The 25283-nt window shown below is 68.1% G+C and carries 22 protein-coding genes and 11 pseudogenes; 18 read left to right on the top strand and 15 right to left on the bottom strand.

The genetic code is table 11. The features are described from left to right. Positions 1–78: 78 nt before the first annotated feature. Positions 79–192: pseudogene (locus tag ACWBNA_RS32465) on the bottom strand (helix-turn-helix domain-containing protein); the annotation flags it as partial. A gap of 555 nt (positions 193–747) precedes the next feature. On the opposite strand from ACWBNA_RS32465, the pseudogene ACWBNA_RS32460 reads away from it, so the two are divergent. From ACWBNA_RS32460 to ACWBNA_RS32450, 3 genes and pseudogenes are all read left to right on the top strand, one after another. Further along, positions 748–1089, top strand: a pseudogene (locus ACWBNA_RS32460) (Tn3 family transposase); the annotation flags it as partial. Beyond that, positions 1077–1352, top strand: coding sequence for a Tn3 family transposase (locus ACWBNA_RS32455; protein ID WP_482708166.1), 276 nt, complete (start codon positions 1077–1079; stop codon positions 1350–1352). The pseudogene ACWBNA_RS32460 and the gene ACWBNA_RS32455, both read left to right, overlap by 13 nt. Continuing rightward, complete coding sequence (locus ACWBNA_RS32450; protein ID WP_482708165.1) at positions 1253–1753, top strand: Tn3 family transposase; 501 nt, start codon at positions 1253–1255, stop codon at positions 1751–1753. Before ACWBNA_RS32455 ends, ACWBNA_RS32450 begins: the two co-directional genes overlap by 100 nt. Before the next feature lie 31 nt (positions 1754–1784). On the opposite strand, the gene ACWBNA_RS32445 is transcribed toward ACWBNA_RS32450, so the two are convergent. The 6 genes and pseudogenes from ACWBNA_RS32445 to ACWBNA_RS32420 all read right to left on the bottom strand — a co-directional run. Then, positions 1785–2783, bottom strand: a complete 999-nt coding sequence (locus tag ACWBNA_RS32445; RefSeq protein ID WP_482708081.1) for an aminoglycoside phosphotransferase family protein — start codon at positions 2781–2783, stop codon at positions 1785–1787. A 73-nt stretch (positions 2784–2856) separates the two neighbouring features. Next, complete coding sequence (locus ACWBNA_RS32440; RefSeq protein ID WP_482708080.1) at positions 2857–3357, bottom strand: GNAT family N-acetyltransferase; 501 nt, start codon at positions 3355–3357, stop codon at positions 2857–2859. 124 nt (positions 3358–3481) lie between these two features. Beyond that, positions 3482–4292: pseudogene (locus ACWBNA_RS32435) on the bottom strand (phosphotransferase). A gap of 262 nt (positions 4293–4554) precedes the next feature. Then, complete coding sequence (locus ACWBNA_RS32430; protein WP_482708079.1) at positions 4555–5196, bottom strand: maleylpyruvate isomerase N-terminal domain-containing protein; 642 nt, start codon at positions 5194–5196, stop codon at positions 4555–4557. A 257-nt stretch (positions 5197–5453) separates the two neighbouring features. Further along, positions 5454–6023, bottom strand: a complete 570-nt coding sequence (locus ACWBNA_RS32425; RefSeq protein ID WP_482708078.1) for a hypothetical protein — start codon at positions 6021–6023, stop codon at positions 5454–5456. Positions 6024–6151: 128 nt separating this feature from the next. Next, a pseudogene (locus ACWBNA_RS32420) lies at positions 6152–7092 on the bottom strand (IS630 family transposase); the annotation flags it as partial. Between the two features lie 320 nt (positions 7093–7412). Here ACWBNA_RS32420 and ACWBNA_RS32415 point away from each other — a divergent pair. Further along, a complete protein-coding gene (locus tag ACWBNA_RS32415) occupies positions 7413–8669 on the top strand; it encodes an IS256 family transposase (protein WP_482708077.1) in 1257 nt (418 codons plus the stop codon). Between the two features lie 35 nt (positions 8670–8704). Here ACWBNA_RS32415 and ACWBNA_RS32410 read toward each other — a convergent pair whose 3' ends face one another. Both ACWBNA_RS32410 and ACWBNA_RS32405 read right to left on the bottom strand, forming a co-directional pair. Continuing rightward, positions 8705–9271, bottom strand: coding sequence for a GNAT family N-acetyltransferase (locus ACWBNA_RS32410; protein ID WP_482708076.1), 567 nt, complete (start codon positions 9269–9271; stop codon positions 8705–8707). A gap of 74 nt (positions 9272–9345) precedes the next feature. Next, entirely contained in the window at positions 9346–10284 is a 939-nt protein-coding gene (locus tag ACWBNA_RS32405; RefSeq protein ID WP_482708075.1) for a MerR family transcriptional regulator, read from the bottom strand. Between the two features lie 227 nt (positions 10285–10511). Here ACWBNA_RS32405 and ACWBNA_RS32400 point away from each other — a divergent pair. The 3 genes and pseudogenes from ACWBNA_RS32400 to ACWBNA_RS32390 all read left to right on the top strand — a co-directional run. Next, positions 10512–11254, top strand: a pseudogene (locus ACWBNA_RS32400) (transposase family protein). 16 nt (positions 11255–11270) lie between these two features. Then, a complete protein-coding gene (locus ACWBNA_RS32395) occupies positions 11271–11663 on the top strand; it encodes a hypothetical protein (protein WP_482708074.1) in 393 nt (130 codons plus the stop codon). A gap of 99 nt (positions 11664–11762) precedes the next feature. Continuing rightward, a pseudogene (locus ACWBNA_RS32390) lies at positions 11763–11903 on the top strand (IS5/IS1182 family transposase); the annotation flags it as partial. Here the strand turns inward: ACWBNA_RS32390 and ACWBNA_RS32385 are convergent. Then, the gene (locus ACWBNA_RS32385) at positions 11898–12590 is read right to left on the bottom strand and encodes a pyridoxamine 5'-phosphate oxidase family protein (RefSeq protein ID WP_482708073.1); all 693 of its coding nucleotides are present in this window, start codon (positions 12588–12590) and stop codon (positions 11898–11900) included. The pseudogene ACWBNA_RS32390 and the gene ACWBNA_RS32385 overlap by 6 nt on opposite strands. A 56-nt stretch (positions 12591–12646) precedes the next feature. Between ACWBNA_RS32385 and pdxR the strand changes: the two genes are divergently transcribed. The 8 genes and pseudogenes from pdxR (at position 12647) to ACWBNA_RS32345 (ending at position 19146) form a co-directional block, all read left to right on the top strand. After that, positions 12647–14137 carry a MocR-like pyridoxine biosynthesis transcription factor PdxR gene (gene pdxR / locus ACWBNA_RS32380; RefSeq protein WP_482708072.1) on the top strand — a complete coding sequence of 497 codons (1491 nt, stop codon included), beginning with the start codon at positions 12647–12649 and terminating at the stop codon, positions 14135–14137. Between the two features lie 693 nt (positions 14138–14830). Then, entirely contained in the window at positions 14831–15298 is a 468-nt protein-coding gene (locus ACWBNA_RS32375; RefSeq protein ID WP_482708071.1) for a hypothetical protein, read from the top strand. 415 nt (positions 15299–15713) lie between these two features. Then, entirely contained in the window at positions 15714–15950 is a 237-nt protein-coding gene (locus ACWBNA_RS32370) for a hypothetical protein (protein ID WP_482708070.1), read from the top strand. A 159-nt stretch (positions 15951–16109) separates the two neighbouring features. Then, positions 16110–16514 (top strand): annotated as a pseudogene (locus ACWBNA_RS32365) (ATP-binding cassette domain-containing protein); the annotation flags it as partial. A 33-nt stretch (positions 16515–16547) separates the two neighbouring features. After that, positions 16548–16925, top strand: a complete 378-nt coding sequence (locus tag ACWBNA_RS32360; protein ID WP_482708164.1) for an ATP-binding protein DrrA1-3 family domain-containing protein — start codon at positions 16548–16550, stop codon at positions 16923–16925. Continuing rightward, positions 16915–17190, top strand: a pseudogene (locus ACWBNA_RS32355) (ABC transporter permease); the annotation flags it as partial. The gene ACWBNA_RS32360 and the pseudogene ACWBNA_RS32355, both read left to right, overlap by 11 nt. Positions 17191–17262: 72 nt before the next feature. After that, a pseudogene (locus ACWBNA_RS32350) lies at positions 17263–18170 on the top strand (ATP-binding cassette domain-containing protein); the annotation flags it as partial. Between the two features lie 601 nt (positions 18171–18771). Beyond that, positions 18772–19146 carry a hypothetical protein gene (locus ACWBNA_RS32345; protein ID WP_482708069.1) on the top strand — a complete coding sequence of 125 codons (375 nt, stop codon included), beginning with the start codon at positions 18772–18774 and terminating at the stop codon, positions 19144–19146. A 562-nt stretch (positions 19147–19708) separates the two neighbouring features. Here the strand turns inward: ACWBNA_RS32345 and ACWBNA_RS32340 are convergent. The 3 genes and pseudogenes from ACWBNA_RS32340 to ACWBNA_RS32330 form a co-directional block, all read right to left on the bottom strand. Next, positions 19709–19807, bottom strand: a pseudogene (locus ACWBNA_RS32340) (hypothetical protein); the annotation flags it as partial. Positions 19808–19939: 132 nt separating this feature from the next. Continuing rightward, positions 19940–20035, bottom strand: a pseudogene (locus tag ACWBNA_RS32335) (hypothetical protein); the annotation flags it as partial. Between the two features lie 748 nt (positions 20036–20783). Next, positions 20784–21299, bottom strand: a complete 516-nt coding sequence (locus ACWBNA_RS32330) for an ATP-binding protein (RefSeq protein WP_482708068.1) — start codon at positions 21297–21299, stop codon at positions 20784–20786. 362 nt (positions 21300–21661) lie between these two features. On the opposite strand from ACWBNA_RS32330, the gene ACWBNA_RS32325 reads away from it, so the two are divergent. After that, complete coding sequence (locus tag ACWBNA_RS32325; protein WP_482708067.1) at positions 21662–22033, top strand: STAS domain-containing protein; 372 nt, start codon at positions 21662–21664, stop codon at positions 22031–22033. Positions 22034–22297: 264 nt separating this feature from the next. Here the strand turns inward: ACWBNA_RS32325 and ACWBNA_RS32320 are convergent, their stop codons facing one another. Then, a complete protein-coding gene (locus ACWBNA_RS32320; protein ID WP_482708066.1) occupies positions 22298–23053 on the bottom strand; it encodes a GAF and ANTAR domain-containing protein in 756 nt (251 codons plus the stop codon). Positions 23054–23941: 888 nt separating this feature from the next. Between ACWBNA_RS32320 and ACWBNA_RS32315 the strand changes: the two genes are divergently transcribed. After that, complete coding sequence (locus ACWBNA_RS32315) at positions 23942–24118, top strand: hypothetical protein (protein ID WP_482708065.1); 177 nt, start codon at positions 23942–23944, stop codon at positions 24116–24118. A 43-nt stretch (positions 24119–24161) separates the two neighbouring features. Here the strand turns inward: ACWBNA_RS32315 and ACWBNA_RS32310 are convergent, their stop codons facing one another. Beyond that, positions 24162–24620: a MarR family winged helix-turn-helix transcriptional regulator gene (locus ACWBNA_RS32310; protein ID WP_482708064.1), complete on the bottom strand. Its 459-nt coding sequence runs from the start codon at positions 24618–24620 to the stop codon at positions 24162–24164. A gap of 63 nt (positions 24621–24683) precedes the next feature. Here ACWBNA_RS32310 and ACWBNA_RS32305 point away from each other — a divergent pair, with 63 nt between their 5' ends. Further along, positions 24684–25052 carry a VOC family protein gene (locus ACWBNA_RS32305; RefSeq protein WP_482708063.1) on the top strand — a complete coding sequence of 123 codons (369 nt, stop codon included), beginning with the start codon at positions 24684–24686 and terminating at the stop codon, positions 25050–25052. Positions 25053–25283: the final 231 nt, after the last annotated feature.

The following is a 25283-nucleotide window of genomic DNA, read 5'->3' as shown; positions in this document are numbered from 1 at the left end:
TCCGCCGTTGTCGGTCCCTGATGCCCAACGGCCCGTGCTGGAGGGCTGGATGCGTCGCCGCACGACGGCTCAGGCGCAGACCCGGTCCGCTGCCGACTTCGAGATCCCGAACAGAGGTCCCAGCTGGCGCATCGTCAGGTTCGTCCGCCAATACGCGGCCACCAGCAATATGCGGTCCTCCAGAGGCAGGGCCTACGGCCGGCCGCCGGTGGGCTTGCCCCACCTCGACGCCGCACGAGCACCACGAGCTTACGTCTCGCAACTCACGCACGGCGAGTTCGCTGTGGTACTGGGCGGGGATCGCTTCGTACAGGTCCAGGGCGCGGCGGCGGACCAGACCGGTGCGGTAGTCGACGGGCAGCGCGGTCAGGTGGTTCTGCTCGCCGTACGTCAGCCAGGTGTCCGACCGCTCGCTGCCGGGGAGCCGTTCCATTAGGGCGTCGGTGGCGGCGAGCGCGGCGCAGGCCTGCTCGGGCTGGTGGTTGAGTGCGTGGGCACGGGCGGCGACGGCGGCTGCCAACACGGCGGCGGCGGCGGCCAGCCGGTGTCCGGCGGTGCGGCGGGCTTGTTCGGCGAGGCCGGCCGCGGCCTTCGGGGCACCGTAGTTGAGTGGGACCATCGCCTCGCTGGCGAGGACCCAGGCGTGCAGCTGGTCGACGTCGGTCCGGGCGGCGGTGAGGGCGGCGAGCGCGCCACGCAGCAGGTTGCGGCGCATCATCGGAAAGCTCCTGCAAGGCGTCGGCGGCCATGGTCAACCCCTCCGCGAAGCTGGATGTCGCCGCGATGTGGGGCGACGGGCCGACCGCGGCCACGGACGGCTCGCAGATCGACACCTGGGAAGACAGCCTGCGGGCCGAGTCCCACGTCAGATACGGCGGGTTCGGGGCTCTGGCGTTCCGGCTGGTGTCCGATAACTACATCGCGCTGTTCTCCCACTTCATCCCGTGCGGGGTGTGGGAGGCGGTGTACTTGCTGGACTCGCTGCTGTCCAACGTCTCCGACATCCAGCCCGACACCATCCACGCCGACACGCAAGGGGCTTCGCTGCCGGTCTTCGGCCTGGCCGCGCTCCTCGGATTCGACCTCCATCCCCGCATACGCAACTGGCACGACCTGAACTTCTACCGGCCGGACGCCAAGGTGCGGCAAAGCACATCGACTCCCTGTTCGACGACAACGTCATCGACTGGGCCCTCATCGAACGCCACTGGAAGGATCTGTTGCGCACCGGGATCTCGATCCGAGAGGCTGGCTGTCCTCGGTTACGCTGCTGCACCGCTTGGGCAACGACTCGAAGCGCAACCGCATCTACAAGGCGCTGCGCGAATTGGGCAGCGTCGTCAGGACCGTGACGCTCCTTCGATACCTGTCCGAGCCCGAGCTGCGTGACCAGATCACCGCGATCACCAACCGCACGGAGGCGTTCCACGGCTTCGCTGCGCATCTGATGACCGGCGGACGGCTGATCGGCCACAACGACCCGGACTACCAGGAGCGAGTCGTCAAATTCAACGAGCTGATCGCCAACTGCGCAATCCACTCCACTGCGCTGGACATTACCGATGCCGCCAACGCCCTCGCCGCCGAGGGCCACGTCGTGGACCCCGACGACCTGCCCACCGTCAGCCCGCTGATCACGCGCACGATACGGCGCTTCGGCGACTGGCACTTGGACCTCACCCCGCCCAAGGACGTCATCGCCACCAGGTTGGACCTGGCCCCCGGAGCGCTGTTTCCCACCGCGTCAGTGTGAAGCCGCGATCGGCCGAAGACCTACGGCTGGCTCATGCCTCGTAGGCGAGCGCCTTCTGTAGATGGAAGTCTGCGACGTCGAGCATCCACTTCCGGTTCGGGAAGTCGCCCTCGGCTATGCGAAGCGGGCCGCCGACCAAGTCCAGGTGCATGACGTACTGGTAGTACTTGACGCGCCGCGGGTCGAGGTCTGGGTTGCGGAGTGCCTCGTAGTGCGGGCCGAAACGCATCCGCATCCAGCAGTGGTCTACTTCGATATCGGTGTACATCAGGCCCTCGATGTCGATGATGACGGGCTCCCCGTCCGGCCCGACGAGGGTGTGTTCCGCGCAGAGCTCGCCGTGGACCACGCCCAGCTCTGCGCGCGGTTCGAGAGCGGCGTGCAGGATGCGGAGCTTCTCCTCCAGCACGGCCTCGCCTTCGGCCGCGCGGGCGTCGCGGGGCACGGCGGTGGCGATGCTCACCAGCGTGCGCTCCAGGTATGCCTGCTCGCAGGTCGTGTCCGGCGAGGCGCCCCCGCCATCGATCCACGCCACCCGCCCGAACGCCGGCGCGCGGTAGGCGTGCATGCGCCGAAGCATGTCTGAGAGCTGCGCGAGCGTTCGCCGGCCGGCGTCCGGATCGTGTTCCAGCAGCGCCTCCAGCGTTCCGCCGCGGACGTCCTCCGCGACGGCGATGTCGGCCGGGTACAGATTCCTGCTGCGGTCGGCGAGCAACAGCCGCGGTGAACGAGCTCCTACCGCTTCCAGCCGACGGGTGGCACCCTCGAAGAACTCGATGCCGGAGGCGTGGGCGAACGGGTTCGACGGGTCGTCGTGACCGTCCGGAAGCAGCCCGTCCCAGTAGTCCTCGTCGGCGTTCCAGACATAGACGATCGTGCTCGTGGCGTCGTCCAGCGTGACACGGTAGACCCCCTTCTTGGTGCCGTTGAGGAGGCGGTCGACGGCGGCGATGCGGCGGTCGGTGCCGAAGACCTCCCGCATCACCGGGGCCAGGGTTTCGGCATCGGCGAATTTTCGTTCAGCGGTCATGGGGACGATCTTGCCCCCTCGCCGGAGCGACCCGATGGCTACTTGTCCGTTCGAACTGACTGCAACGCGTCTTCTACGGCAGGGAGCGGGTGAGCCACACCAGTTCGCCGCTGTCTTCGGTCGAGACGTGGTCGCGCTTGAACCCAAGCTTTTCGAGGACGCGAAACGATGGTGCATTCCAGGGACGCACCGTCGACCAGAGCCGTTTCCGCCCAGTCGCGATCGCCGCGTCGAGCACCGCGGACGCCGCCTCGGTGCCATAGCCCTGTCCGTGTACGCTCCGGAACAGCTCGTAGGCAATCTCTGGCTCGTCAACGGAAGCCCGACCGACAGTGAGCCCGCAATACCCGATGAAGTCACCCGCATCGCGGCGGATAACGGGCAGCAGAGCAATTCCTGTCAGTGCCGACGCAGCGCGCTGATCCTCGATCATCCGCCGGTTGTCCTCGATCGACGGCATGCCACCACCACGTTCGGCGACGAGCACGCGATGGGCGTCGACGTCGGACTCGGTCCACGGACGCAAGCTCAGTCGAGTGGTTTCCAGTTGGAGCGGCATCGGCGAATACGGCATGGCGACACCCTATCGACGCCGCTCCCCGATCCAGGGCAATGGAGATCACGTGAGAGGGACAGGTGTGGTCTGTCTCAACGAACCGCGCGTTGAGGGCGTTTGTCACCGAAGGTGGACAGCGCGTTCATCGGCGGATCGTTGCGATGAGGCGTCGCAGCGCGGCGTGGGCGGGTGGGCCCCAGGTGGCCTTGCCGCCGGGGTGGCCATGAAGGCCGGCCTCTCATGAGGATGCCGCTGAGGGCTGCCAGCACCGCCCAGCCGCGGGCGCGGCGCAGGGTCGCGGCGTTCACCACCGGCTGGTAGGCGTCATGGAGGCGGTCGGCGGCCCCGTTTGGCACCAGTATCCAACATGCGGCGAGATCGCAGGCCGGATCGCCCGCGCAGAGGTCGCCGAAGTCGATCACGCCGCAGAAGGTGCCGTCCGCGGTGAGGACGTTGGCCGGATGTAGATCGCCGTGAATCCACAGCGCCGGGCCCGCCCACTCGGGCGCGGCAACGTCCCAGACCGCGCGGACGGCATCCGGTTCGGGGAGCAGCCCCAGCTCGATGGCCGAGGCGAACTGCTCGGCGAACTGCTCGGCACGGTCGGCCAGTGGCCCCCCGCGGCCATGGCCGGCGGGCGCCCCGCCGGGGGCAGGTCGGTGAAGGGCCGTCAGGAAGACGGCCAAGGTGCCGGCCGCAGAACCAGACCACGGTCCGGCCGTGCCGCGTCCAGCCCCGACCACGGCTGGTGGGGTCACTGTTGGAAGCCCCACCCGTCTCTGTACGGCTGTCGGGGGCGCCGTGGATGGCGTCCCTTGCCGCCGCACGCCAAGAAGCACCACTTCATCCCGCAGTTCCTGCTGCAACACTTCGCTGGCCAGCGCGGCAAGTTGGTCATCCACTAGGTGATGAGCGGGCGGCGTTTCAACTCGTCGGTTCGCGACGTAGGCCATCGCAACCTCGGCCACTCGATTTACCGGCCCGGGCAGGTGCCCGATCAGTTCTCGATGGAAGCCGCCATGGGCAACACTGAGGGGGAGGCCGCCACTGCCATCAGGGAGTTGGTTCAGAGTGGGGAGCGTGCCGTCCCCTCGCATGCCCGGCACGCCCTCGCCTGGCTGCTGGCCCTGCCGTGGCAACGAAGCGGTTGGCCTCGTTTCGGGCAGGGTGTCTGCCCGAAGCGGGGAGTGGACAAAGGGCAACGGCTACGGCTTCTTACAGTACGCGCAAAGCCTGGTCGGAGTCGCGTTCACGCCTGGCGAGCGCATGTAGCACGGCCTGATCGCCGTGCCGGTCACGGGCGGCTGCGACAAGGACATCGACTGCAATGGCGAGCGTGGCTTCGGGTGTCTGCCAGTGAGCGCCCACGCTCAGAACCAGGTCATCAAGGTGCACTGCCAATTCGACGCAGCGGGTTTGGAGGTAGCCATCGAGCAGCATTTCCTCTCCAGGCCGGTGGAGGACGGCCACTCGCCGATCGGCTGGCTCTTGGTCCAGCCGTTGTGCCAGCCTTTGCCATGCAGCGCGCGCCTGCTCAGCCACGGCGGCGGGGCCGGCGGCTGCCGTCTCCTCGCTCCGCGCGCGCACGCCGAGGTTGAGTGCGGAGTCCGGCAAAGACGTGCCGACGAGTCGCGCGTAGTAGCGTACCGGCGATACTGGCTCCGTGCCGGCTATCTCGCCGTCGAGAAACCATTCGACCTGCAGGACGCTGCGCGCAAGGTGACCAGCCAGGCCACCCACCGTCATCCCCGGCAGCACTGACTCCTGGTCCCAGCAACGCGCCACCTCTTCGGTGGCCAGCAGGTGCACGGCCCGCTCGGCGCCCAGCAGGTATGCTTTGCGTATTTCCTTAATCATGCGAGGCATCTTGCCCGCACCAAGATCGTCACGGCCGAGGCGTTCACATGATGGAACATTTGACCATGATGTGGACGAGGACAACACGGCGTCGTGCCCACACCACGCCGCGGCTGTACTGCGTGCCAGGCTAGTAGACCCCACTGGGGATCTCCGCCCGGGTGGCTACTGAACTTGAAAGGGTGATGTCGGACGAAGCGATGACCGCGGTGGGCAGAAGAGGCGGGTGCAGGCACCCGGGGAGGGCCCGCTGGCACTCACCACTCGAAGGTCTTCCACTCCTGTCGAGGGATGGAGCCCTCCGTAGTGTCCCAGCAACGGTCAGCCCATGCTTCAGCCACCATCACCGGGCGGCTTAGTACGAGGTCGCCAGCCCGCTGGGCGCGAAGCGCCAGGCCAAGTTGCGACGAGCACGGATCAGCGCACTGCGAGTACTGCAGTTCCTTGTTGTGCGTTCCGAGGTAGTCGATGAACTGATCCTCCAGGCGTGATGGCACCTGACCGACGAGGCCCATCCCGTCCAAGGTCACCTGTGGACCGCGCAGCGCGTTTACTGCAATGGCTGCCAGGCCGATCGACCGGTCGTAGTACACGGTTACCGCCGGCCCGGAAAACCTGGCATCCAGTCGATGCCCCAGCCAAAAGTCAGCCCGCGCCTCGTTTCCGGAGGAGCCCTCTCGGAGAGCGGTCTGCAGGACGCCGTCAACTGCCGCCTCTGCCTGCTCATGCGTCATGCCGAACTCCAGAGGCCCTACGCGTTCGAACGGCGCGAACACCCATGGAAGGCGCTGGGTCTCGTCCAGCACGCCCCAGACGTCCGTTGCCACGATCAACCTCCGGTCAGTAGAGCGCTTCAGCCTGGACGGTCAGCAGCGCGACGATACCGGCCCTGTTCGATCGAGGACGCAGAGGTGTCGCTCCTGGAGACTGACTGGCTGGTCGCCTGCTCGCCGCCGTTTAGGGATAGGCCGGTGCCGACGAGGCAGCCGTCAACGAGGTCCCGGCGATACTGGATCTTCTTGAGTCGGTGTTTCACCGCTCTGGTGATCTCGCCGAGGTCCGCGGCGGCCAGGTTGCCGAGGTCGCGCTTGACCAGCGACCAGATACCCTCCGTCGGGTTCAGGTCGGGTGCATAGGCCGGCAGTTGGAACACTGTGAGCCACTCGGTGTTCGCCGCTATGAACTCCCGCATGCCAGGGGTCAGTTGGAGCCGCACGTTGTCCCAGACCAGCGCGATCGGGCCGCCGAGTTGGATGCGGGCGCGGACGATCAGGTCGCGGAAGTTCCGCCAACCGAAGTCCTTCGGCTCGTTCTTGCGGCCCCGGTACTCGCGGATCGCGTAGATCAGTCGGGACCGCTCGCCGAGCCTGTAACAGGTCATGCCCGCCATCGACACCCGACCGGAGCCCCGGCCCCTGACCCGAACGACTGGGGTCCGGGCGATCCGGCCCCAGGTCCTGGCGCGCGGCGGAGCCATCGACTGACCGGCCTCGTCCTCGAAGAGGATCCAGGCGCCGAGCTCCGCCGCAGTGCTCTTACCCGCGGCCAGGTCTCCTTCTTCCACACCTCGACCGCTTCGTCATCGCGCTCGATGGCCCGCCGGGCGGGTTGCTGCCAGCTCCAGCCGTGCCGCTTCAGCAGCCGCCAAGTGCCCTCCACGGTGTAGGGGACGTGGAAATGCCGACCGATCAGCGTCTTGATCCTCGCCAGCGTCCATCGCTGGTCCACCCAGCCGTGGGCCAGCGGACCACGCTCCAACTCCCGTTCCAATCTGGCGATCTGGGCTTCGCTGAGCCTAGGTCGACCCGGCGAACCCTTTGATAGGACCCCGGCTTCGCCGCGCTGGCGCCAGGCCCGGCGCCAGCGCTCAACAGACCGCTCGCTTACCCACAGCGCGACGCCTCAGGTGCTGGGACACTGTCCGGGCCCATGTGTGATGCAGCGCCAACTGTGTGACGACAAGCGCGAGTTGCACCCAGTAGGAGGGGTGCGCCGCCTCATGTCCAGCGCACGCGACCGGTGCGGCGGGACTTCCGGTCACGGCGCCCTGAGGTAGAGGGTAGAGGCCGATCATCAGCAGGGCGATTCCCGCCGGTACGAGGAGCAATGCTCAGATCCTGTGGATCGGGCCCGGGAGGACGTACCTTCCCGGGCGATTGATCGATAGGTCACCGAGCAAGACCGACGTGCGCGGCGCCGGTCGGGAAGGCACCTTCATGCTCACCGTAGTCAACGGAGACGGCGCCACGCGAGATGGGTCGTCGCTGCTGGACGAGATCGTCCGGGAGGGCGCCCGCAGGATGCTGGCCGCCGCGCTGGAAGCCGAGGTCAACGCATACATCGCCGAGTTGGCCGACCAGCGGGACGAGAACGGGCGGCGGCTGGTAGTGCGCAACGGCTACCACCAGCCGAGGAAGGTCACCACTGCGGCCGGGATCGTGGAGGTGAAGGCCCCGCGGGTGAACGACAAGCGCACCGACATGGATACGGGCGAACGCAGGCGGTTCTCCTCGGCGATCCTGCCGCCTTGGGCCCGGAAGTCCCCGAAGCTCAGCGAGGTGCTGCCGCTGCTCTACCTGCACGGGTTGTCGTCTGGGGACTTCGTGCCCGCGCTGGAGCAGTTCCTCGGCAGTTCGGCCGGGCTGTCGCCGGCCACGGTCACGCGGCTGACGGCCCAGTGGCAGGCCGACCACGCCGCCTTCATGGACCGCGATCTGTCGGCCACGGACTATGTGTACGTGTGGGCCGACGGCATTCACCTGCGCATACGCCTGGAGGAGGCCAAGGCTGCCGTGCTGGTGGTGATGGGCGTGCGGGCGGACGGCACCAAGGAGCTGATCGCGCTGGCCGACGGTTATCGCGAGTCGACGGAGGCGTGGGCGGGCCTGCTACGCGACTGTGCCCGCCGGGGCATGCGCGCCCCGGTGCTGGCCGTCGGGGACGGCGCGCTCGGCTTCTGGAAGTCCCTGGCCGAGGTGTTCCCCGACACCCGCGAACAAAGATGCTGGGTTCACAAAACCGCAAATGTTCTCGATTCCCTGCCGAAGTCGGCCCAGCCCGCGGCCAAGCGCGCCATCCAGGACATCTACAACGCCGAGAACAAGGAGCAGGCCCGCAAAGCCGTCGCCATGTTCGCCAAGCAGTACAACGCGAAGTACCCCAAGGCGGTCAAGAAGATCGTGGACGATGAGGACGAGCTGCTGGCGTTCTACGACTTCCCCGCCGAGCACTGGATCCACCTGCGGGCCACGAATCCCATCGAGTCGACGTTCGCCACCGTGCGGCTGCGGACCAAGGTGACCAAGGATGCCGGCAGCCGGGCCGCCGGGCTGGCGATGGTTTTCAAGCTGGTCGAGTCAGCCCAGGCCCGCTGGCGGGCTGTGAACGCACCCCACCTCGTCGCTCTGGTCCGTGCCGGGGCCCGCTTCGAACGCGGCCACCTCGTCGAACGCCCCGAGACCCTCTCGGCGTGAGCAGCCTCAGCCGATCCGTAGAAGCCGGGAGGATCTCAGGCACTCGTGCGCCGTATGTGCAGGTGGCCATCGCGGGGGAAGGAGGGCGGTGCCGCGGGCAGGATGGTGTCGAAGTCGTAGCGGCTCTTCTGCGCAACCCGGCACGATGCCAGGTTGTCCACCTGGTGCAGGAGTTCGAGACGCTCCAGCCCGTCGGCTTCGAAGGTGTCGAAGGCCCAGCTGGTGAGTGCCTCCAGAGCGCGGGAGGCCACTCCCCGCCCGCGAGCGTGCGCCGCGGTCCAGTAGCCCACTTCGGCCGCCGGTTTGCCGGAGATGACTTCCTTGAGGACCACGTTGCCCACCAACTGTTCGCGAACTGAACCGGGTTGTGCCTCAAGGACGGCGAAGCCGAACCGGTCCCCCGCTGCCCAGCCCTGCTGCTGAGCCTGCACCCACCGTGCCCCGTCGGCATCGTCGTCCACGACAGAGCTCGCCCACTGGCGCAGTGCGGGATCCCGGCTCACCTCGACCAATGCGGCAACGTCCTCCATGCGCCAGGGACGAAGAACGAGAGCGGGAGAGACCGGCGACGCAGCCACCTGAAGTACGACCGGGGCACTCATCAACCGATCATATGCGGCGGCGTTTTCACCCGACGCCAGCCGCGTCCGCCCCATGCCGCCTTGCGACCGCCCCATCATTGCCGTGTCCGGACGCGCAGAGCCTGGACGGACCAGTCGAACACTGGAGCCAGACTCTCCGGGGCCGGCCAGCCGTTGACCACTGCGAGCAGCTGAAGGTACCGCTCCCTGCGGGGGTCATTCACGCTCTCCAGCCGAGTCGCCAGTCGGCGGCGAAGCTCAACGTCGTCGGGGCGGCCGAGGAGGTGCGCGTAGTGCGCCGTGAACGCCGCGACGATCGGATCGGCCTGGGGCGAGGCCGGGTCGATGCCGGCGGTCAGGGCCGGGCCAACCTGGTCACGGACGGCTGCGGCAATGTCGCGGCGCGGGCCCATCATGTCGCTTCGGGTCTGCTCGGCCGCCTGGTCCTCGGCCATCCGCCGCAGCCTGGCGCGGAAATCAGGGTCCAGGGACATTTCGGCCAACTCCACCCACGCCTGGACCTGCTCCGCCTCCGGGTTGTCGGGCAACTCGGGGGTCATCGAGCGCATGACCCCCGCGAATGCGGGTGCGGCGTCAAGACCGCCGAAGACGGCGTCGAGGAAATCGCCGATCAGACGTCGGCGTTCGTCCTCGGAAAGCTGGGCCAGCCGGTGCATGAGTTCCGTCTCCTCAGGTGTGGACCCGCGCTCGGCCACCGCCGTCAGCACCGCGCGCCGCAGGCGCAGGACGCGGATCTGCACTGCCAGTGCTTCGGCGTGCGCCGCGGCGACCTCGGGAAGCGAGAGCTCACGGTCCACGACCTTGCGGATCGTGGGAAGGTCCAGTCCCAGCTCACGCAGGGTCCGCACGAGGTCCAGGCGTGCGACGGCGTCGATGCTGTAGAGGCGGTAGCCGGCCGGGCTGCGGTCCGTCGGCGCCACGATTCCGCGATCAGAGTAGAACCGAATGGTCTTGACCGTGAGACCGGTCCGTCGAGCGAGCTCGCCGATCGAGTAGAGCGTGTCGCCGTCCATGCCCCCACCTTTGCGTCTCCCCCTACTGGAGACTCAAGTCCCTTCGCCTGCCAGCAGGCAACCACTCCTCATCCACAAGTCTTGACAATTCCTCCGGTACGAGCACTGAGCCTTTTCCAACCTGACTGCGGCGGCCAGGTGTTGGAGGTTGCCAGCTGTACGGAACGACGAAGCTCCTGATAGAGAGGTTCTCGACCAAGATCACCCGTGTCCGCCAGGAGCTTCGCGTGCTTGCCTACTCCTCGTCGATCGATCTGTCGGGCCGCACCCTGCGCTATCTGACCACGCGGCTCTGTGCCCGGCAGCGAGAGATCGGGACCCGGTGGCGACGGCTGCGCGTCGGCCGACAGGTCCTGCTCGTCCTCGCCCACCTGCGGTGCGGGGACACCTACGCGCGGCTCGCCGCCGGGTCGGCATTGGTGTCGCGACCGTGTACCGGTACATACGTGAGGTGATCGACGTCCTGGCCGCCGCCGCGCCTACCCTGACCGAGGCGATGAAGACCGTACGGGCGAAAGCCTTCGTGATCCTGGACGGCACCCTGCTGCCGATCGACCGGATCGCCGCCGACACCCCGTATTACTCCGGAAAACACAAACGCCACGGCATGAACGTCCAGGTCCTCACCGACCCGTTCGGCCGACTGCTGTGGGCCTCACCGGCATTGCCCGGATCGCCCCATGACCTGACTGCCGCGCGTCGCCACGGCATCATGGATGCGCTCACTGAGGCCGACGTGAAGTGCTGGGCGGACAAGGCTGACCAGGGCGCCGGGCACCGCGTCCGGGTGCCGTTCAGGGCCGTCGGCTCAAACGCTGGCAGTGGCGACACAACAGCACCCACGCCAAGATCCGCTGTCTCGGCGAACAGGCCATGGCGCTGGCGCCTTCTGCGGAAGCTCCGCTGCAGCACCAACCGGATCACCGACATCGTGAAGGCCATCGTGGTCCTTCACCACGCCTCAACCTGAGGTGAGAAAGGGCTCCATGAGTTTTGACATCTTCGTGTGCCGGTTCGAGAACGGTGAGCCGGCAACGCTGGACATGAGGGCTGCGCACGAGGTCCTCGATCCCTATGCGGTGGTGCGGGATCCCGATACGGACTTCCTGCTGGTGAGTACGGCGGAGGGGGAGGAGGCGGGTGTGTACTTCAACAACCCGACCGGCATCACCTTCAACCGCTTCGGAGGGGGCGGGATCATGGACCTCCTGGCCGTCCTGCTGCAACGGCTGGATGCCGTGCTCGTCGTCCCGGGCGGGCCGACCATGATCCAGCGGGACGAGGACCGCGAGCTTCTGCCCGCTTCCCTCAGGGAGGAGTGGCCCGTCGTCATGGCCCGTACCGGCGTGGAGATCGACCGGGCGATCCGGGCTTCCTGAACGAACGGGCGAGGGGCCCGTCCCCGGTGCGTGTCACCGGGAACGGACCCCTCGTCTCCCCGCGGGCGCGGCCCCCGGCCAGTACGCCTCCGCCACAGCAGCCACGCCAAGATCCGATGCATCGGCGAGCAGGCCATGGCCACCTTCAAAAGCTGGCGCCTCCTGCGAAAGCTCAGCTGCAGCACCAACCGGATCACCGACATCGTGAAGACCGTTCTCGTCCTTCACCACGCCTCAACCGGAGGTTGGAAAAGGCTCAGTGCGCATCTCAGCGACACGGACCAGCGCGAGAGCGGCCTCGGAGACGGGGATCCCTGCACGGAGCGCCGGGTCGGGCGTCGGCTCGCCGTAGTGGAGGGCGATCGGGATGTGGCCCGCCCATACATCGAGTCGGCCGTCTTCGGTATCGGCGTCGTCGGGCGCGCCGGCGCGTATCTTGGCCGATGCCTCGTCAATCGGTAGCCGCAGGATGTGTGTCGCCTTGAGCTCCTGAGGGCTCGGTGGCCGCGCCTCGGCCCAACGGCCCGGGATCAAGCGCTCCATGAATGCTTCCAGCGCCGCCAGCTTGCCCTTCTCGTCGTTTACGGCGGACATCCGGCCGAGCAGGACCGCGCTGCGGTAGTTGACGTCGTGCTCGAACACCGACCGCGACAGAACGATGCCGTCGAGGAGGGTCACTGTGAGGCACGCCGGCACGCCGCTGTCGAGCGCGCGAAGCATCCGGCTCGCGGCCGAACCATGGACGTAGACGGCGTCTCCCAGCCGGGCGTGCAACGTCGGAATCACGAAAGGCTGCCCGTCGTGCACGAAACCGAGATGGGCGACCATCGCTTCGTCCAAGATCGTATCGATCAACTCGCGCTCGTAGCGGGCCCGCTCCGGCTGGCGGACCAACCGGACGCTTCGGCTGGCTGAATCTGTTCGCATGCCGCGAAGGTAGTAGCATCTGGCCCTGATACCCAGGGCCACAGAGCGGGACAAAAATGGGACCAGATTGCGGTCAGTCCGCCACTCCCGAAGATCTCCGCCTCGGCAGGGAGAGCACCGTCCTACGGGAGCTTTTCGTCTCGCTCGACCGTACTGAGCGAACACCACTGCGGCGGCAGCTCGAAGCGGCATTGCGCGACACCATCCGGGCCGGCCGCCTCCAGGCCGGAACCCGCCTGCCGTCCTCGCGTGACCTCGCCCGGCAGCTCGGCGTCTCGCGCGGTGTCGTGGTCGACGCCTATGAAGCACTGGGTGCGCAAGGATTCCTCCAGTCACGGGACCGGGCTGTCCCGGTGGTGGCGAGTCGGCCCCCCTCACCCGCGGCCGACGGTACCGACGAACCCGAGACCCCGTCGACGCCAACGCGGTTCGATTTCACCGCGACCACACCCGACGTCTCGTTGTTCGACCGCCGGGCCTGGGCACGGGCACACGAATACGTGCTGCGCACCGCACCGGATGCTGTGCTCGACTACGGAGACCTCAGAGGCTGTCTCGAGATCCGACGCAGCCTGATGGACTACCTGGGGCGAGTCCGCGGAGTGGTGGCGACGACGCAGCACATCGTCATGGTCCAGGGCTACAGCCAGGCAACCGACATCGCGTTTCGCGTGCTGGCGGCTTCCGGTGCACGCCGCATCGGCTTCGAGAACCCCTCCCACAACGATCAGTGGGAGGCGGCCCGCCGCGTCGGCTTGGAGCTCGTTCCCCTGCCGGTCGACGGCGACGGGATTCGCGTCGACGAGCTGGCACGCACCGATCCGGATGCCGTCGTCGTCACTCCCGCACACCAGTTCCCCACCGGCGCTGTCCTGGAACCTTCACGCCGACGCGCAGTACTCGCCTGGGCAGCGCAGCGGAACGCACTCGTGATCGAGGACGACTACGACTCCGAATTCCGCTACGACCGCGCCCCCGTCGGCACCCTGCAAGGACTCGCGCCCAGCCACGTGCTCTACGTCGGAACAACGTCCAAGACGCTTGCGCCGGCACTGCGCCTGGGCTGGACGGTCGTTCCCCCGGCGTTCCTCGACCGCTTCCTCGACGCCAAGCGATACGCCGACTCGGGATCACCGGCTCTCGAGCAGCTGACGCTCAGCCGGCTGTTCACCACCGGCGCCTACGAACGCGCGGTGCACAAGGCGCGCTCTGCCTACCGCAGACGGCGAGACGCACTGCTCCACAGTCTGAGCCGTTCACTACCCGACTGCAGAGTGGACGGTATCGCCGCAGGGCTGCACGTGCTCGTCCGACTCCCCGCGGGCATCGACGAAGCCGCGATCATCAGTACCACCCGGGCCCGAGGAATACGTCTCCAACCGCTGAGCGGCTTCCAGTTGGCACCCGAAGCGTCTTCGGGCCCGGCCCTGGTACTCGGTTACGGCCGACTCCCCGAACCTGCCATCGAACCAGCTGTACGCGAACTCACCGACACGATCCGCTGTGCCTACGCCGACGCGCCATTCCGTCGGTCAGCCAACTGGTGATGCCGGTATCCCGGCTCTATCCGGTCCCACATCGCATCAGAGATCACTAACCGGACAGACACATCCGATCAACTGACCAACCGATCAAAGAGACACGCTCTAGCCGAAACTGATCGCCTGCATCGCCAAGTCCCGCTTCGAAGAATGCGTACGCTGCGGAGCCCGGCGCGAGCCGGCCACCCGCGATGCCCAGAGGCGGCCACCGTGTCCGAGCTGCCTGGTCAGGGACCAGGCGAACCTGGAGACCTGCATCGTCTGCGGCGAGTCACAGATGGTCAACTCCCGCATCGCGGACGGACCGATCTGCCCGAACTGCCGCCCCCTGCCCATCCTGCTCGGCTCGATCTGCGGCCGCACCGCACCCTGGATGCTCTCGAAGCTCACCGGCCTGCCCCGCTGCGGCGGCTGTGACAGGCGCCAAGCTCACTGCACCCTCTGCGGACGAATGCGCGGCATCCACTCCGGCACCGCCGACGCCCCGTCTGCGGCCCCTGCACCACGCCGGACGCCGGGCTCTGGCGCCCATGCCCCACCTGCGGACAAGCCGAACGGCTGCACGCACCGGGACCGTGCCCCCGGTGCACCCTCAAGCAGCGGCTCCACGAACTCCTCGCCGAGGAAACCGGCTTCATCAACCCGAAGCTACAGTCCCTTCACGACGCCCTGGCCGACACAGAACCGGCCGGCACCGCGATGCGCTGGCTCTCCCAGGGCATCGTCTCCACCGTCCTGTCCGATCTCGGCTCCGGCCGCCGGCCTCTCACCCATGAGGCCCTGGACGAACTCCCTGAAGGCAAGGTCGTCGAGCACATCCGCAGCGTTCTCGTCGCCACCGAAGTCCTGCCCCGGCGGGACGAGCAGATGGCCCGCCTCGAACGGCACGTGAAAAGCTTCGTAGACTCCCACCCGACGACCGAGGGCCGGAAGATCCTGCACCGGTACGCGACATGGCACCTTCTGCGCCGACGAAGCCGCGGCAAGGAGATCACGCATTACCAGCTCACAGTTGCGCGGCAACATCTACGGGCGGCCGTCCACCTCCTGGACTGGCTCGAGGAACAGAACCTCACCCTGGCCACCTGCCGACAGAACGACCTCGATCGCTGGATGACCAGCGACGACGTCCGCCACCGCCGGGAGGCAGGCCACTTCGTGCGCTGAGCTCTCTCCCAGAAGATCGCCCGCGATCTCAGCTTCCCTGCCGAGCGATGGAACGGTCCCTCCCAAGCCATGGACGACGAGGCCCGCTGGGCCACTGCCCGCCGACTGCTGCACGACGACACTCTCAAACCTGAAGTCCACCTCGCCGAACTGCTGTTGCTCCTCTACGCCCAGTGACCCGCCGCCATCTCCCGGCTCACCGTTGACCACATCGAGAGGACTGACGGAGCCGTCCGCATCCGCCTCGGCGCCGGTCCGGTCCGGTCCGGTCCGGTCCGGTCGAGCTTCCCGCACCCGTCGCTGACCTGGCCCGACAGCAGTCGAGGCCCGCCGCAGCCATGCCGTCCCCGCCCGGACGGACTCACCCCTGGTCTTCCCCGGCGGCCAGCCCGGCCGGCCGATCAGCGCCTGGGCCATGGGCGAACGGTTCCGCAAACTCGGCATCCGGCTCGCGGAAGCCCGCTCGACCGCCCTGTTCCAGCTCGCCACCGAGCTGGCCGCCGCCGTCCTCGCCCGCACCCTCGGCATCGACATCACCGTCGCCGTCAAGTGGCAGCGAGCCGCTGCCGGAGACTGGGCCGCCTACGCAGCCGAGGTCAGCCGCCGCACTTCACCACAACCTTCGATCCATACACCAGGAGCACCGACATGAGATTCGACGATCACCGTGTGGTCACTACCGCCGCCGGCCGCGATTTCCTGAGGGCAGTCCGTTGCTGTCCGCCGGTGACGACCAGGAACAGCGGGCGGCAACGGCCGTCGTGCTCGAGCCGGACAACCAGGCTCGTGACCACCCCGTCCATCCAACGGCACTGTCACCCTCCGCGGAACCGTGGCCGGCTGCGACCTGCTGACAGACCCCCAGGGCGTCCGGCGCAGGATCGGCTGCGTCCACCAGGGCGGCGCCACCTGGCCCGAGTCCAGGGTCGCCGAGGAGATCGAACTCCAGGCCCGGCTCTACGGCCTGTCCCGGTCCGAGGCCAGACAGCGCGGGGCCCTGCTCGCCGAGCGGCTCGACCTCGCCGGCCTGGACCAGCGCCCCGTCAAGACGCTCTCCGGCGGTCAGCGCCGCCGGCTCGACATCGCTCTCGGACTGGTCCACGAACCGACGCTCGTCTTCCTCGACGAGCCCACCACCGGTCTCGATCCGCAGAGCCGGGCCAACCTTTGGGACCACGTCCGCCGCCTGCGCTCCGAGCAGGGCACGACCGTCTTCCTCACCACGCACTACCTCGACGAGGCGGACGCGCTGTGTGACCGGATCCTCGTCACCGACCACGGCACGATCGTCGCCGAGGTAACCCTCGACGCACTCAAGGCCCGGGTCGCCGGCGACGCGATCACCATCGAGGTGACCGACCAGGTCGCGGAGGCGGCCGACGTCGCCGGGCGGCTGACCGGGGCGACCGAGGTGAGCGTCGACGGCGACACGGTGCGCTTCCGGGTGCCCCGCGGCGACGCCGCCCTGCCGGAACTGCTGCGCACCCTCGACGGTCGGGGGATCACCATGGCCTCGGTCAAGGTCAACCGGCCCACCCTCGACGACGTGTTCCTCAGCCTGACCGGACGCTCCCTGCGGGACGGCGACCCCGCGCCTCAGGCCAGGGAGGCCGCCCATGCCGCGTGACACCCAACTGATCTTCGTGCGGGACATGAAGCTCGCGCTGCGAAGCCCGACCTGGCTGCTCATCGGGATCATGCAGCCACTCCTGTACCTGTTCCTTTTCGGACCCCTCATGGTGTCCGTGGTCGACCACACCCCCGGTTTCCCGCCCGGCGGCGCCTGGGAGGTGCTCACACCGGCCCTCATCGTCCAGACGGCACTGTTCAGCGGCTCCTTCGCCGGGGTGGGACTGCTCACCGAGTACCGGGTCGGCGTCGTCGACCGCTTCCGCGGCACGCCCGCGAGCAGGGCCGCCCTGCTGTTCGGCAAGGTCCTGGCCCAGGCCGTGCTCCCGAAAGCCGGGACGCTCACCGTCACCGACGCGACGAGCCACAACCTCAAGAACGTGACGGTCGGCTTCCCCACCGGCGTCCTGACGGTCGTCACCGGCGTGGCCGGATCGGGCAAGAGCACGCTGGTCAACGACGAGTTCCTCAGCCGGTACCCCGACGCGATCGTCATCGACCAGTCGACGGTGACCACCAGCCGTCGCTCCAACACCGCCACCTACACGGGCCTGATGGACCCGATCCGCAAACTGTTCGCCAACGCCAACAAGGTCAGCGCCTCCCTGTTCAGCGCCAACTCAAAGGGCGCATGCCTCAACTGCCAGGGGCTCGGCGTCCTCTACACCGACCTGGCGTTCATGGACACGCTGAAGTCGGTGTGCGAGGTCTGCCGAGGCCGCCGTTTCTCCGAGGACGTCCTCGGCCACCGCCTGCGGGGCAGGTCCATCAGCGACGTCCTGGAGATGACGACAGCCGAGGCGGCGGACTTCTTTACAGAGCCCAAGCTCCGCCCCGTCCTGCACGCCCTGAACGAGGTGGGGCTGGACTACCTTCGCCTCGGCCAGCCGCTCAGCACCCTGTCCGGCGGCGAGTGCCAGCGCCTCAAGCTCGCGGCCGACCTGCACCGCGTCGGAAGCGTCTACGTCATGGACGAACCCACCACGGGTCTGCACATGTCGGATGTCCACCGCCTCCTCGGCATCATCGAGCGCCTCGTCGACCAGGGCAACACCGTCATCGTCATCGAGCACAACCTCGACGTCGTCAGGAGCGCCGACTGGATCATCGACCTCGGCCCGAAGGGAGCAGCGGCGGCGGACGAATCCTGTTCGAAGGAACTCCGTCCGATCTTCTGAAGACCACCGAGTCCCACACCGCCGCGCACTTCCGCCAGGACCTCTCGAATGCGGGCCGCGTCTGATCATCGGGGCCGTGCCGGCAACGTCGGGAGCCGACGTGCTCGTCGCGCCGGATGAGGCGGCTCGGGTGCAACCGATCTCTATGCCCGCCAACTCCCGACCCACTCGCACCGCGTCGTTGTGAGCTGTGGTGAATACCTGTCGCGACGATGCGCCGCGGCGTCGATGACCTCGCCGTCTGCGGAGCTGGGGCCGCAGGAGGCTTTCCAGCCCCCGAGCGGGTCCGGGGCATGACGGTCACGCGGCTGGCGCACTTGTCGGCGTACAAGTGAACGTGGCCCTGGCAAGACTTGCTACAGGACGTCTCCGGAGCCTCGTGGTCCACACAATTTGACAATTACTCGAGTCGACGCAAGGGGTGGCAGACGGGGCTTGAGTGAGTGTCAGATCCATCATGCCTGTTCGGAGGCGGTTTCGGTAGGACGCATGGCACGTCCGTTCGACCTTGTGGCGGCTGCTACCGCGCGCCAGACTCGTCGTCATTCACTCTCCGGCCAACCTGTCGGCAACCTTTATCGGTTGCCGGCGAGTTCGCTGTGCTGTCTCGCCGCGTGACGTGCACCGGTCGGGGATGGGGGACGAAGGGGATCGATGGATCAGGACATGGTTGTACTGGCGAGGGTCAGGCTGCTCAGTGCCAACAGGCGGGTGGTGCGCGGTGCCGAGGGGCTGTGGATCTACCGCCTTCTGACACAGGTCGAGCCGGAGGCGTACGGGTCGAAGCTGGCGTACGTCCTGATGGAGGCGAGCGCGTCGCCCCTGGTGCGGGAGTTGCCTGAGCGACGGTTGGCCCTGTTGGACGAGGCCGTGGAGGTGGCGAAGGCCCTCGGTACGTCGAACCCCTACCGGGCGAAGATGCTGGCGAGGGCCCTGGCCGCCAGGCAGCGGGAATTGGAGGGCCGCCCGGCGCAGCCGCTCGCGTCCGATGGGCGGGAGCATTGGGTGGCCCTTCAGGAAGAGCCGCAAGAACGGGCATGACCCGGTGGGTGTCGGGCGTTGACTCCTTGGACGGTGAAGAAGGGGAGGGCCCAGCCCCGCTGTCTGGATGGAGCGGCGCCTGATTCCTCGGATGTACAGCTCGGAGCGTGGGGGCTCCGACCACGGCCGGGCCCCCACGCTCCCGATGCCTGGCCCTGGGGTAGGGGCCGCGCTCACCTATCGGCAGATACGGTTCGATGAAGGTCCATTGCTCGTCGAGTCCTGTGGCGCGTCCTTCGCCGCCCTGGAAGTAGGTCTCTTGAGCCCTTCGGCGATGATCTGGTGCCGAGCTCGATCCCGTCGACGACGTCGCACTCTCAATGGCAGAGGCATTCCACAAGGCGACGCAAAGGCTCGTCAAGGAAATTTGGCGGCGGGCAGGCCGTGTTGGCTGACGCAGCCGAGCCGGTTCAGTAGACAGGTGCCGAGCGGCCGACATCCCCTTGGCGGCTGATTTGCTCATGTCTGGCTGGAGTGAGGGATGAGGGCGGGATGGGTGGCGCGCACGCCCCGGGACCAGGACCATCGAGTGCCGCGCGTACTTGGGTGCGTCCGGGTCGGTGAGCCCCATGACGATGAGGACCTCGCGGTCCGGGTGCCCGATGCCGGTGGTCCACCACCGACGGCCGTCGAGGACGACGTCATCACCCTCGACCGCGGCCGTGAGCTGCATGTTCGTGGCGTCCGAGGACGCCACGCCCGGCTCGGTCATGGCGAACGCCGAACGGATCCGCCCGTCCAGCAGCGGGTCGAGCCAGCGGTCCTTCTGCTCCTGGGACCCGTAGCGCAGCAGCACTTCGGCGTTGCCGGTGTCCGGTGCGTTACAGTTGAACACATACGGGGCCAGGAACGACCACCCGGTCGCCTCAGCGACCGGGGCGTAGTCCATGTTCGTCAGGCCCGTGCCGCCGCGCGTGCCGAGCCGCTCCGCGTCGGGCCCCTCGTGTCCGGCGGACAGAAACAGGTTCCACAGCCCCTGCTCCCGCGGCCGACGCCGCAGCTCATGCACCTCTTCAGGCACCTGGCACGGGTCCGCCCCGCCGCCGGAGCGGCGCAGCTCGTGCTCGACGGGGTGAGCCCTCGGCAAGGCCCGCCGGCGCAGCTCGCGGCAGACGCAGTGTGCCGGCCGACGCGGGGCCCTCTCCTGGTTGTGCCTGGGCATCCGATCCGTAGCCGCGTCGGGCAGGAACCGTCTCTTGCCCGCGAGGGAACGCGGGCAGAGTCAAGGCTGTGGCCGGCTGCTTCCTGCCGTTCGCAGTGGAGTCTGTGTCAGGTCGGTGCCGGGGTGCGCAGGGTGAACAGGACGACGTCGTCGTCGTTGTCGGAGGGGCGGACCCGGCGCAGTGGCCGTCGGGCAGAGACTGGGCAGCGCTGGGCTGGTCTCCTCGTTGCTCGCAGAGTTTGGTCGGGCCGCTGCCATCAGATGGAGCGGCGGCCCGCGATCGATGGGTGCCCCGTGACCGCTCCTCACATGCGACCAGAGTGCGCGGTCGCCTCTGGCCTGTGCCCTCAGGTCAGCAGTGCTGCAGTCACCAGGACAACAGCCGCGCCCGGCCCGCTCTGCCGCTACGCCGTACAGGAAGAGGAAGGCGGGATGATCAGGAGAACGGACCGGACGCGCGCGGTCGCCTCACGTGTCATGCGTCTGCCGCGTTCTGCCGCGTTCTGCCGGAAAGGGATGCGGGCAGGACGCTTCTGTTCCCGGCGGTGGTCTCATGGGGTGCCAGGCGTAGAGAGGCAGTGATCTGTTTTCCCCGGGCGTGGGGTGCGACGACGACTTCGTCGCTGACCGTGTGCACGAGGTGAAGTCCGTGGCCGCCGACGCGGTGCCGGTCGCCGTGCCTCACCGTGGGTTCTTCGGTGGAGGTGTCCCACACGGTGATCGTCAGTTCGTCGTTGGACAACTGCACGATCAGCCCGCAGGGGCCGGGGGCGTGCCGGATGGCGTTGGTGACCAGTTCACTGACGGTGAGTTCGGCGTCCAGGGCCACAGGGGCCGGGACGGGGGTGCGGCCGGTATGCCGGGCGTGAGCGAGACAGGCGCGCAGGGCCCGGCGCGCGTCGACAGCACGAGCCGCGCACTCGTCCCACACCGTGGCGCAGCGCAGGGTGGCCTGCTTGTCCGTGCCGAGCTCATCTGCCGCCTGCTTCATAAGCGGGATGACCATATGCGTTCTTTCGTTGCGGTCGCCGCTCCGGGCGGCTTTCCGCGTGCGTATACCCGGACGCCGACCGCGCACACCGTCGACCAAGTACGGCGGGGCGGGGGCACACCCGCCCGGTGGGCGAATGCACAGCTGCCGGCCTCGCCGTGAAGATGGCCGCTCCCGCCTGACTGCTCAAGCGAGCCCCTGGCGAGAGACGAGTCCACATGGCTGGGCCAGGCAGCTGGGCTCTCGCGTGCGTTCACACTCTCGCCAGACCAGCGCCCGGTACAGGCATGCCGAAGACAGACCGGTCCGGGTTTCCCTGACCGGCCTTTGACTACGGCCCGGACAGCCGGAAGGCTGACGATGTGGACAGCGAGCCCTGGACGCAGACCGGCGAGCGCCTGCACGTGTGCAGCACGACAGCCGACGGCCAGACCGTGGTGGTCGTGGCGGGCGAGGTGGACCACCAGAGCTCGGCCCGGCTGGAAGACGAGCTGGAGACGGCGGTGATCAGCGGTGCCCGGAGCGTCGTAGCGGACTTGCGGCGGGTGGACTTCTGCGACTGCGCCGGGCTGAACGTCCTGCCCGCAGCCCGCAGCCCGCAGCCCGCAGCCCGCAGCCGCGGTCGCGATGCCGGCGTGCGCTTCGTGGTGACCGGACCGGCGCCCCCCATGGTCGAGCGCTTGTTCCGGCTGACCGGTACGGACTCTGTGCTACTGGCCCGTGATGCGGCCTGACGAAGATCGCGTAGACAGCTGGCGCAGCCAGCCGGCAGGTGTGACACTGTCGGCGTCCCGTGCGTTGTCACTGGTAAGGCCGTCATCGGCCTCCGCAAGGCCCGCTTTCCCCCCGTGAGCGGGTCATGCCCACGGGGCGGGCAGGCGCCCCCCGTCGCCTGCCCGCCCCGTGCCCCGGGCCCGCCCGTCTCGTCCCGGTTCAAAATCCCGGGTACCAGGCCTGGGCGGCACTGCGATCACGCTCGGAAGACGGCAGGGCTGACGTCAAGCTGGTGGTTCGGTGCCTTCGGATCGGACTCGCTGAGCGACGTCACGCAACTTGATGTTGTGATGCTGGGAAATGTTGCGCAGCACGTTGAAAGCGTCCTCCTCGCTGAGCTGGTGGCGTTCCCTGAGGATGCCCATGGCCTCACCGACGGCGTGCCGGGTCTCCATGGCGTGTTCCAGCTGGTCGATGGTGCGGGCGCTGGCCAGCGCAACGGCGGCGTGCGAGGCGAGCAGCCAGCCCGCCGTCTCGATGTCCCTGTCGAAGGCGCCGGAGCGGCGGGAGTAGAGGTTGAGCGCGCCGAAGTCCTCGTTGTCGGTGTAGAGCAGGACGCCGGTCATGCTGCCCACCCCCAGCTTGCGCACCTGCGCGGCGAACCGCTGCCAGGTCGGCTGGGGCCGGCTCATGTCCGCGATCCGGTACACGCGCTCGCCGCCCTTACGCCGGGCGAGATCGAAGCAGGGCCCCTCGCCCAGCTCGCCCTGCAGGCGGTCGGACTCCTGGACCATGTCCCCGCAGGCGGCCAGGGTCACGGCCCGGCCCTTGCGCATCGCAAGAATCCCGGCCGCGTCACAGCCGTCCACCAGCCTCACCGCGGCCGCCGAAATCTCATCCAGCGTCGCCTGCAGCGAGTCCTGGGCCAGCAGATCCCGCGCCAGCACAGCCATCTGCTCGGCGTACTCACGCCACTCCACCGCCACCACCACCTCGATCAAGTCCAGCCACAGTACCGCCAGCTCTTCATGGCCCGTCATCCGTCGCCACCGTGCAGCCGTGGGCCCCCGAATGTTCCAGGTGGCGTAGGCGGTGAGTTGTGGTGGCGCGGTCGTGAAGTTGGTGATCAGTTCTCGCCTGGTCTGGGGAGCTTCGGGCAGGCGGCTGAGCTGCTGAGCCGGGAGCGCCGGGCAGACAGGTGCCGCCGTGCCCGATCCGCTCACCTTGACCGCCGCCGCGGCCGTACCGCTATGCAGACGGCAGCCGAAGGACAGCAGGCGCGGTGGCATAGACCTCCCGGTGCGGGGCACTTGAGTCGACCTCGGAATGCGCGGCTGGCAGCGCGTCGACGTCGGCGCACCGGTAGCGCGCGACGTCGACGGCCTCGGCCCGCGAGGGCTGAGACACCCGTGCAGGTCACACAACACCGTCCAGCGCGGTCGCATCCGGCAACTGTACGAACGCCGGCCACGACCTCCGGGAACGCCTGCACCATCTCGGTGCCACGCCGAGAGCGCAACACCACCCGTCCCGCATCGACGGAGAGCAGGGGCCGGTACCCGCCCCACTTCGGCTCCGCGGCCCACCCCGGCGTCAGCTCCGTCCCGGGCGTGAGGGCGGTGGCATCGGTTCCGGCAGTGTCCACGTCACGCGCCATGCCTTCCCCGCCAGCGGTACGCCGTCCGGGTGCTGCACCGGTCCTGCCGTGCCGCGCAGCTGTGCCGGGCGTCGCGGTCAGCCCTGCGGGCGGGTGCTGGTGTAGCGGACGCCGTTGCCCCTCTTCTCCTGGACGGGGGCCATGCACCACTGGCACAGGGGGCTGCCGCCGCGGCCGTATTGGTGGGTGGGCCGCTGGCATCCGGAGCAGGGGCCGACCAGGCTGCCGGGGCAGGCGAAGGTGGAGGGGTCCGGCTCGGTGTCGGTGATCGGTGATCGGTGGCGGGGGAGTACTGGTCCTGGTCGGCGCCGATCAGGTCGCTCAGCAGGTCAGCCTCGACGGCGCCCGTGAGGCCCGGCTGGTGGCCGAGGGGGCCATCGACCGCGTCCGCGACAAGTTCGGCCCGGGCGTCATCGGCCCGGCCACCGTCTTCCGCCGCGCCTCATGACCGATCTGCCTCTGCCGTGTAGATACGTGCGCCGCGGATCGAGCTATGCACCCTCGTTGTCACCGTGCAGGGAATGGATCATGCTCTGCAGGATCCGGAACGCGTGTGACTGCTCGGTCTCGGTCAGGCCGGCCAGCATTCCGGCCTCGACGGACCGGACGGCTGCGCTCGCCTTCTCGAGGCTTCGTCGGCCGCGAGGCGTGAGCTGCGTGGGAAGAACCTTCCCGACGGGTGCCTCCGCAGGCCTGGTCACGTAGCCGTCTCGTTCCAGGGCCTGGAGCAGCACGTTCATCGTCTGCCGTGTCACGAACGCGCCCCGCGCGAGCTCGGAGTTCGACAAGCCCGGTCGTTGCGCCAGCAGCTCGAGGCAGGAGTAGTGCGTGACGCTCATCCCGAGCGGCCGCAGCACTTCCTCCATGGCCGCGCGCAGGGCGCTCGACGCTTCTTTGAGCAGGTAGCCCAGTGACGTCTCCAGGTCGACGCCGACACCTTCTTGACTCATGTCAGCATTCTGACATAGCTTCACGCATGTCAGAAAACTGACATACAAAGAAGGAGCGTCATCATGCCCGCCACCGGCCCCGACTTCATCTCGCTCCAAGTACGCGACCTCGACGCTTCGCAGGCGTTCTACGAGCAGTACCTGGGCCTCGTCCGCTCGCCGGCCGGACCTCCGCACGCCGTCGTCTTCGAGACGAAGCCGATCGCGTTCGCACTCCGCGATGTCGTTCCCGGCACCGACCTCGCATCCGTCGCCCAGCCTGGCATCGGTGTCGCGATCTGGCTCCACGCCACCGACGTCCAGGCCATCCACGACGCGCTCGTCGCCGACGGTGAAACCATCGTCTCCGCACCGATCGACGGTCCCTTCGGTCGGACCTTCACCTTCGCCGACCCCGACGGCTATCAGATCACGCTCCACGACCGTGCTTGATCGACCAAACGCCACCGGACGATCATCAGCGGTTGCACCCTGGGCTCATGTGTGACGCTACTTCTGCCCTGCTGACTTGACGACGTTCTGCCGGCTGGATGACCTCGGCTTGGAAGTGGTCGGCCAACAGTTGCATCGACCACGCCATGTTGCTAGTAGGACTCCGTTAGGTTGCTCTGGCTCTTGGGTTCGGGCTGGTGGTGGATGTTCTGGGCAGGGGGCGGTGGCAGG

The organism is Streptomyces sp. Q2 (assembly GCF_056820935.1).
This window is presented reverse-complemented; position numbering and strand designations above follow the sequence as displayed.

What these genes read in the sequence shown, in the direction of transcription:
- ACWBNA_RS32445 (WP_482708081.1), bottom strand. Translation starts at nt 2,783, where the DNA reads ATGACCGCTGAACGAAAATTCGCCGATGCCGAAACCCTGGCCCCGGTG.
- ACWBNA_RS32440 (WP_482708080.1), bottom strand. Translation starts at nt 3,357, where the DNA reads ATGCCGTATTCGCCGATGCCGCTCCAACTGGAAACCACTCGACTGAGC.
- ACWBNA_RS32430 (WP_482708079.1), bottom strand. Translation starts at nt 5,196, where the DNA reads ATGATTAAGGAAATACGCAAAGCATACCTGCTGGGCGCCGAGCGGGCC.
- ACWBNA_RS32415 (WP_482708077.1), top strand. Translation starts at nt 7,413, where the DNA reads ATGCTCACCGTAGTCAACGGAGACGGCGCCACGCGAGATGGGTCGTCG.
- ACWBNA_RS32410 (WP_482708076.1), bottom strand. Translation starts at nt 9,271, where the DNA reads ATGAGTGCCCCGGTCGTACTTCAGGTGGCTGCGTCGCCGGTCTCTCCC.
- ACWBNA_RS32405 (WP_482708075.1), bottom strand. Translation starts at nt 10,284, where the DNA reads ATGGACGGCGACACGCTCTACTCGATCGGCGAGCTCGCTCGACGGACC.
- ACWBNA_RS32395 (WP_482708074.1), top strand. Translation starts at nt 11,271, where the DNA reads ATGAGTTTTGACATCTTCGTGTGCCGGTTCGAGAACGGTGAGCCGGCA.
- ACWBNA_RS32385 (WP_482708073.1), bottom strand. Translation starts at nt 12,590, where the DNA reads ATGCGAACAGATTCAGCCAGCCGAAGCGTCCGGTTGGTCCGCCAGCCG.
- pdxR (WP_482708072.1), top strand. Translation starts at nt 12,647, where the DNA reads ATGGGACCAGATTGCGGTCAGTCCGCCACTCCCGAAGATCTCCGCCTC.
- ACWBNA_RS32375 (WP_482708071.1), top strand. Translation starts at nt 14,831, where the DNA reads ATGCGCTGGCTCTCCCAGGGCATCGTCTCCACCGTCCTGTCCGATCTC.
- ACWBNA_RS32370 (WP_482708070.1), top strand. Translation starts at nt 15,714, where the DNA reads ATGGGCGAACGGTTCCGCAAACTCGGCATCCGGCTCGCGGAAGCCCGC.
- ACWBNA_RS32345 (WP_482708069.1), top strand. Translation starts at nt 18,772, where the DNA reads ATGGTTGTACTGGCGAGGGTCAGGCTGCTCAGTGCCAACAGGCGGGTG.
- ACWBNA_RS32330 (WP_482708068.1), bottom strand. Translation starts at nt 21,299, where the DNA reads ATGAAGCAGGCGGCAGATGAGCTCGGCACGGACAAGCAGGCCACCCTG.
- ACWBNA_RS32320 (WP_482708066.1), bottom strand. Translation starts at nt 23,053, where the DNA reads ATGACGGGCCATGAAGAGCTGGCGGTACTGTGGCTGGACTTGATCGAG.
- ACWBNA_RS32310 (WP_482708064.1), bottom strand. Translation starts at nt 24,620, where the DNA reads ATGAGTCAAGAAGGTGTCGGCGTCGACCTGGAGACGTCACTGGGCTAC.
- ACWBNA_RS32305 (WP_482708063.1), top strand. Translation starts at nt 24,684, where the DNA reads ATGCCCGCCACCGGCCCCGACTTCATCTCGCTCCAAGTACGCGACCTC.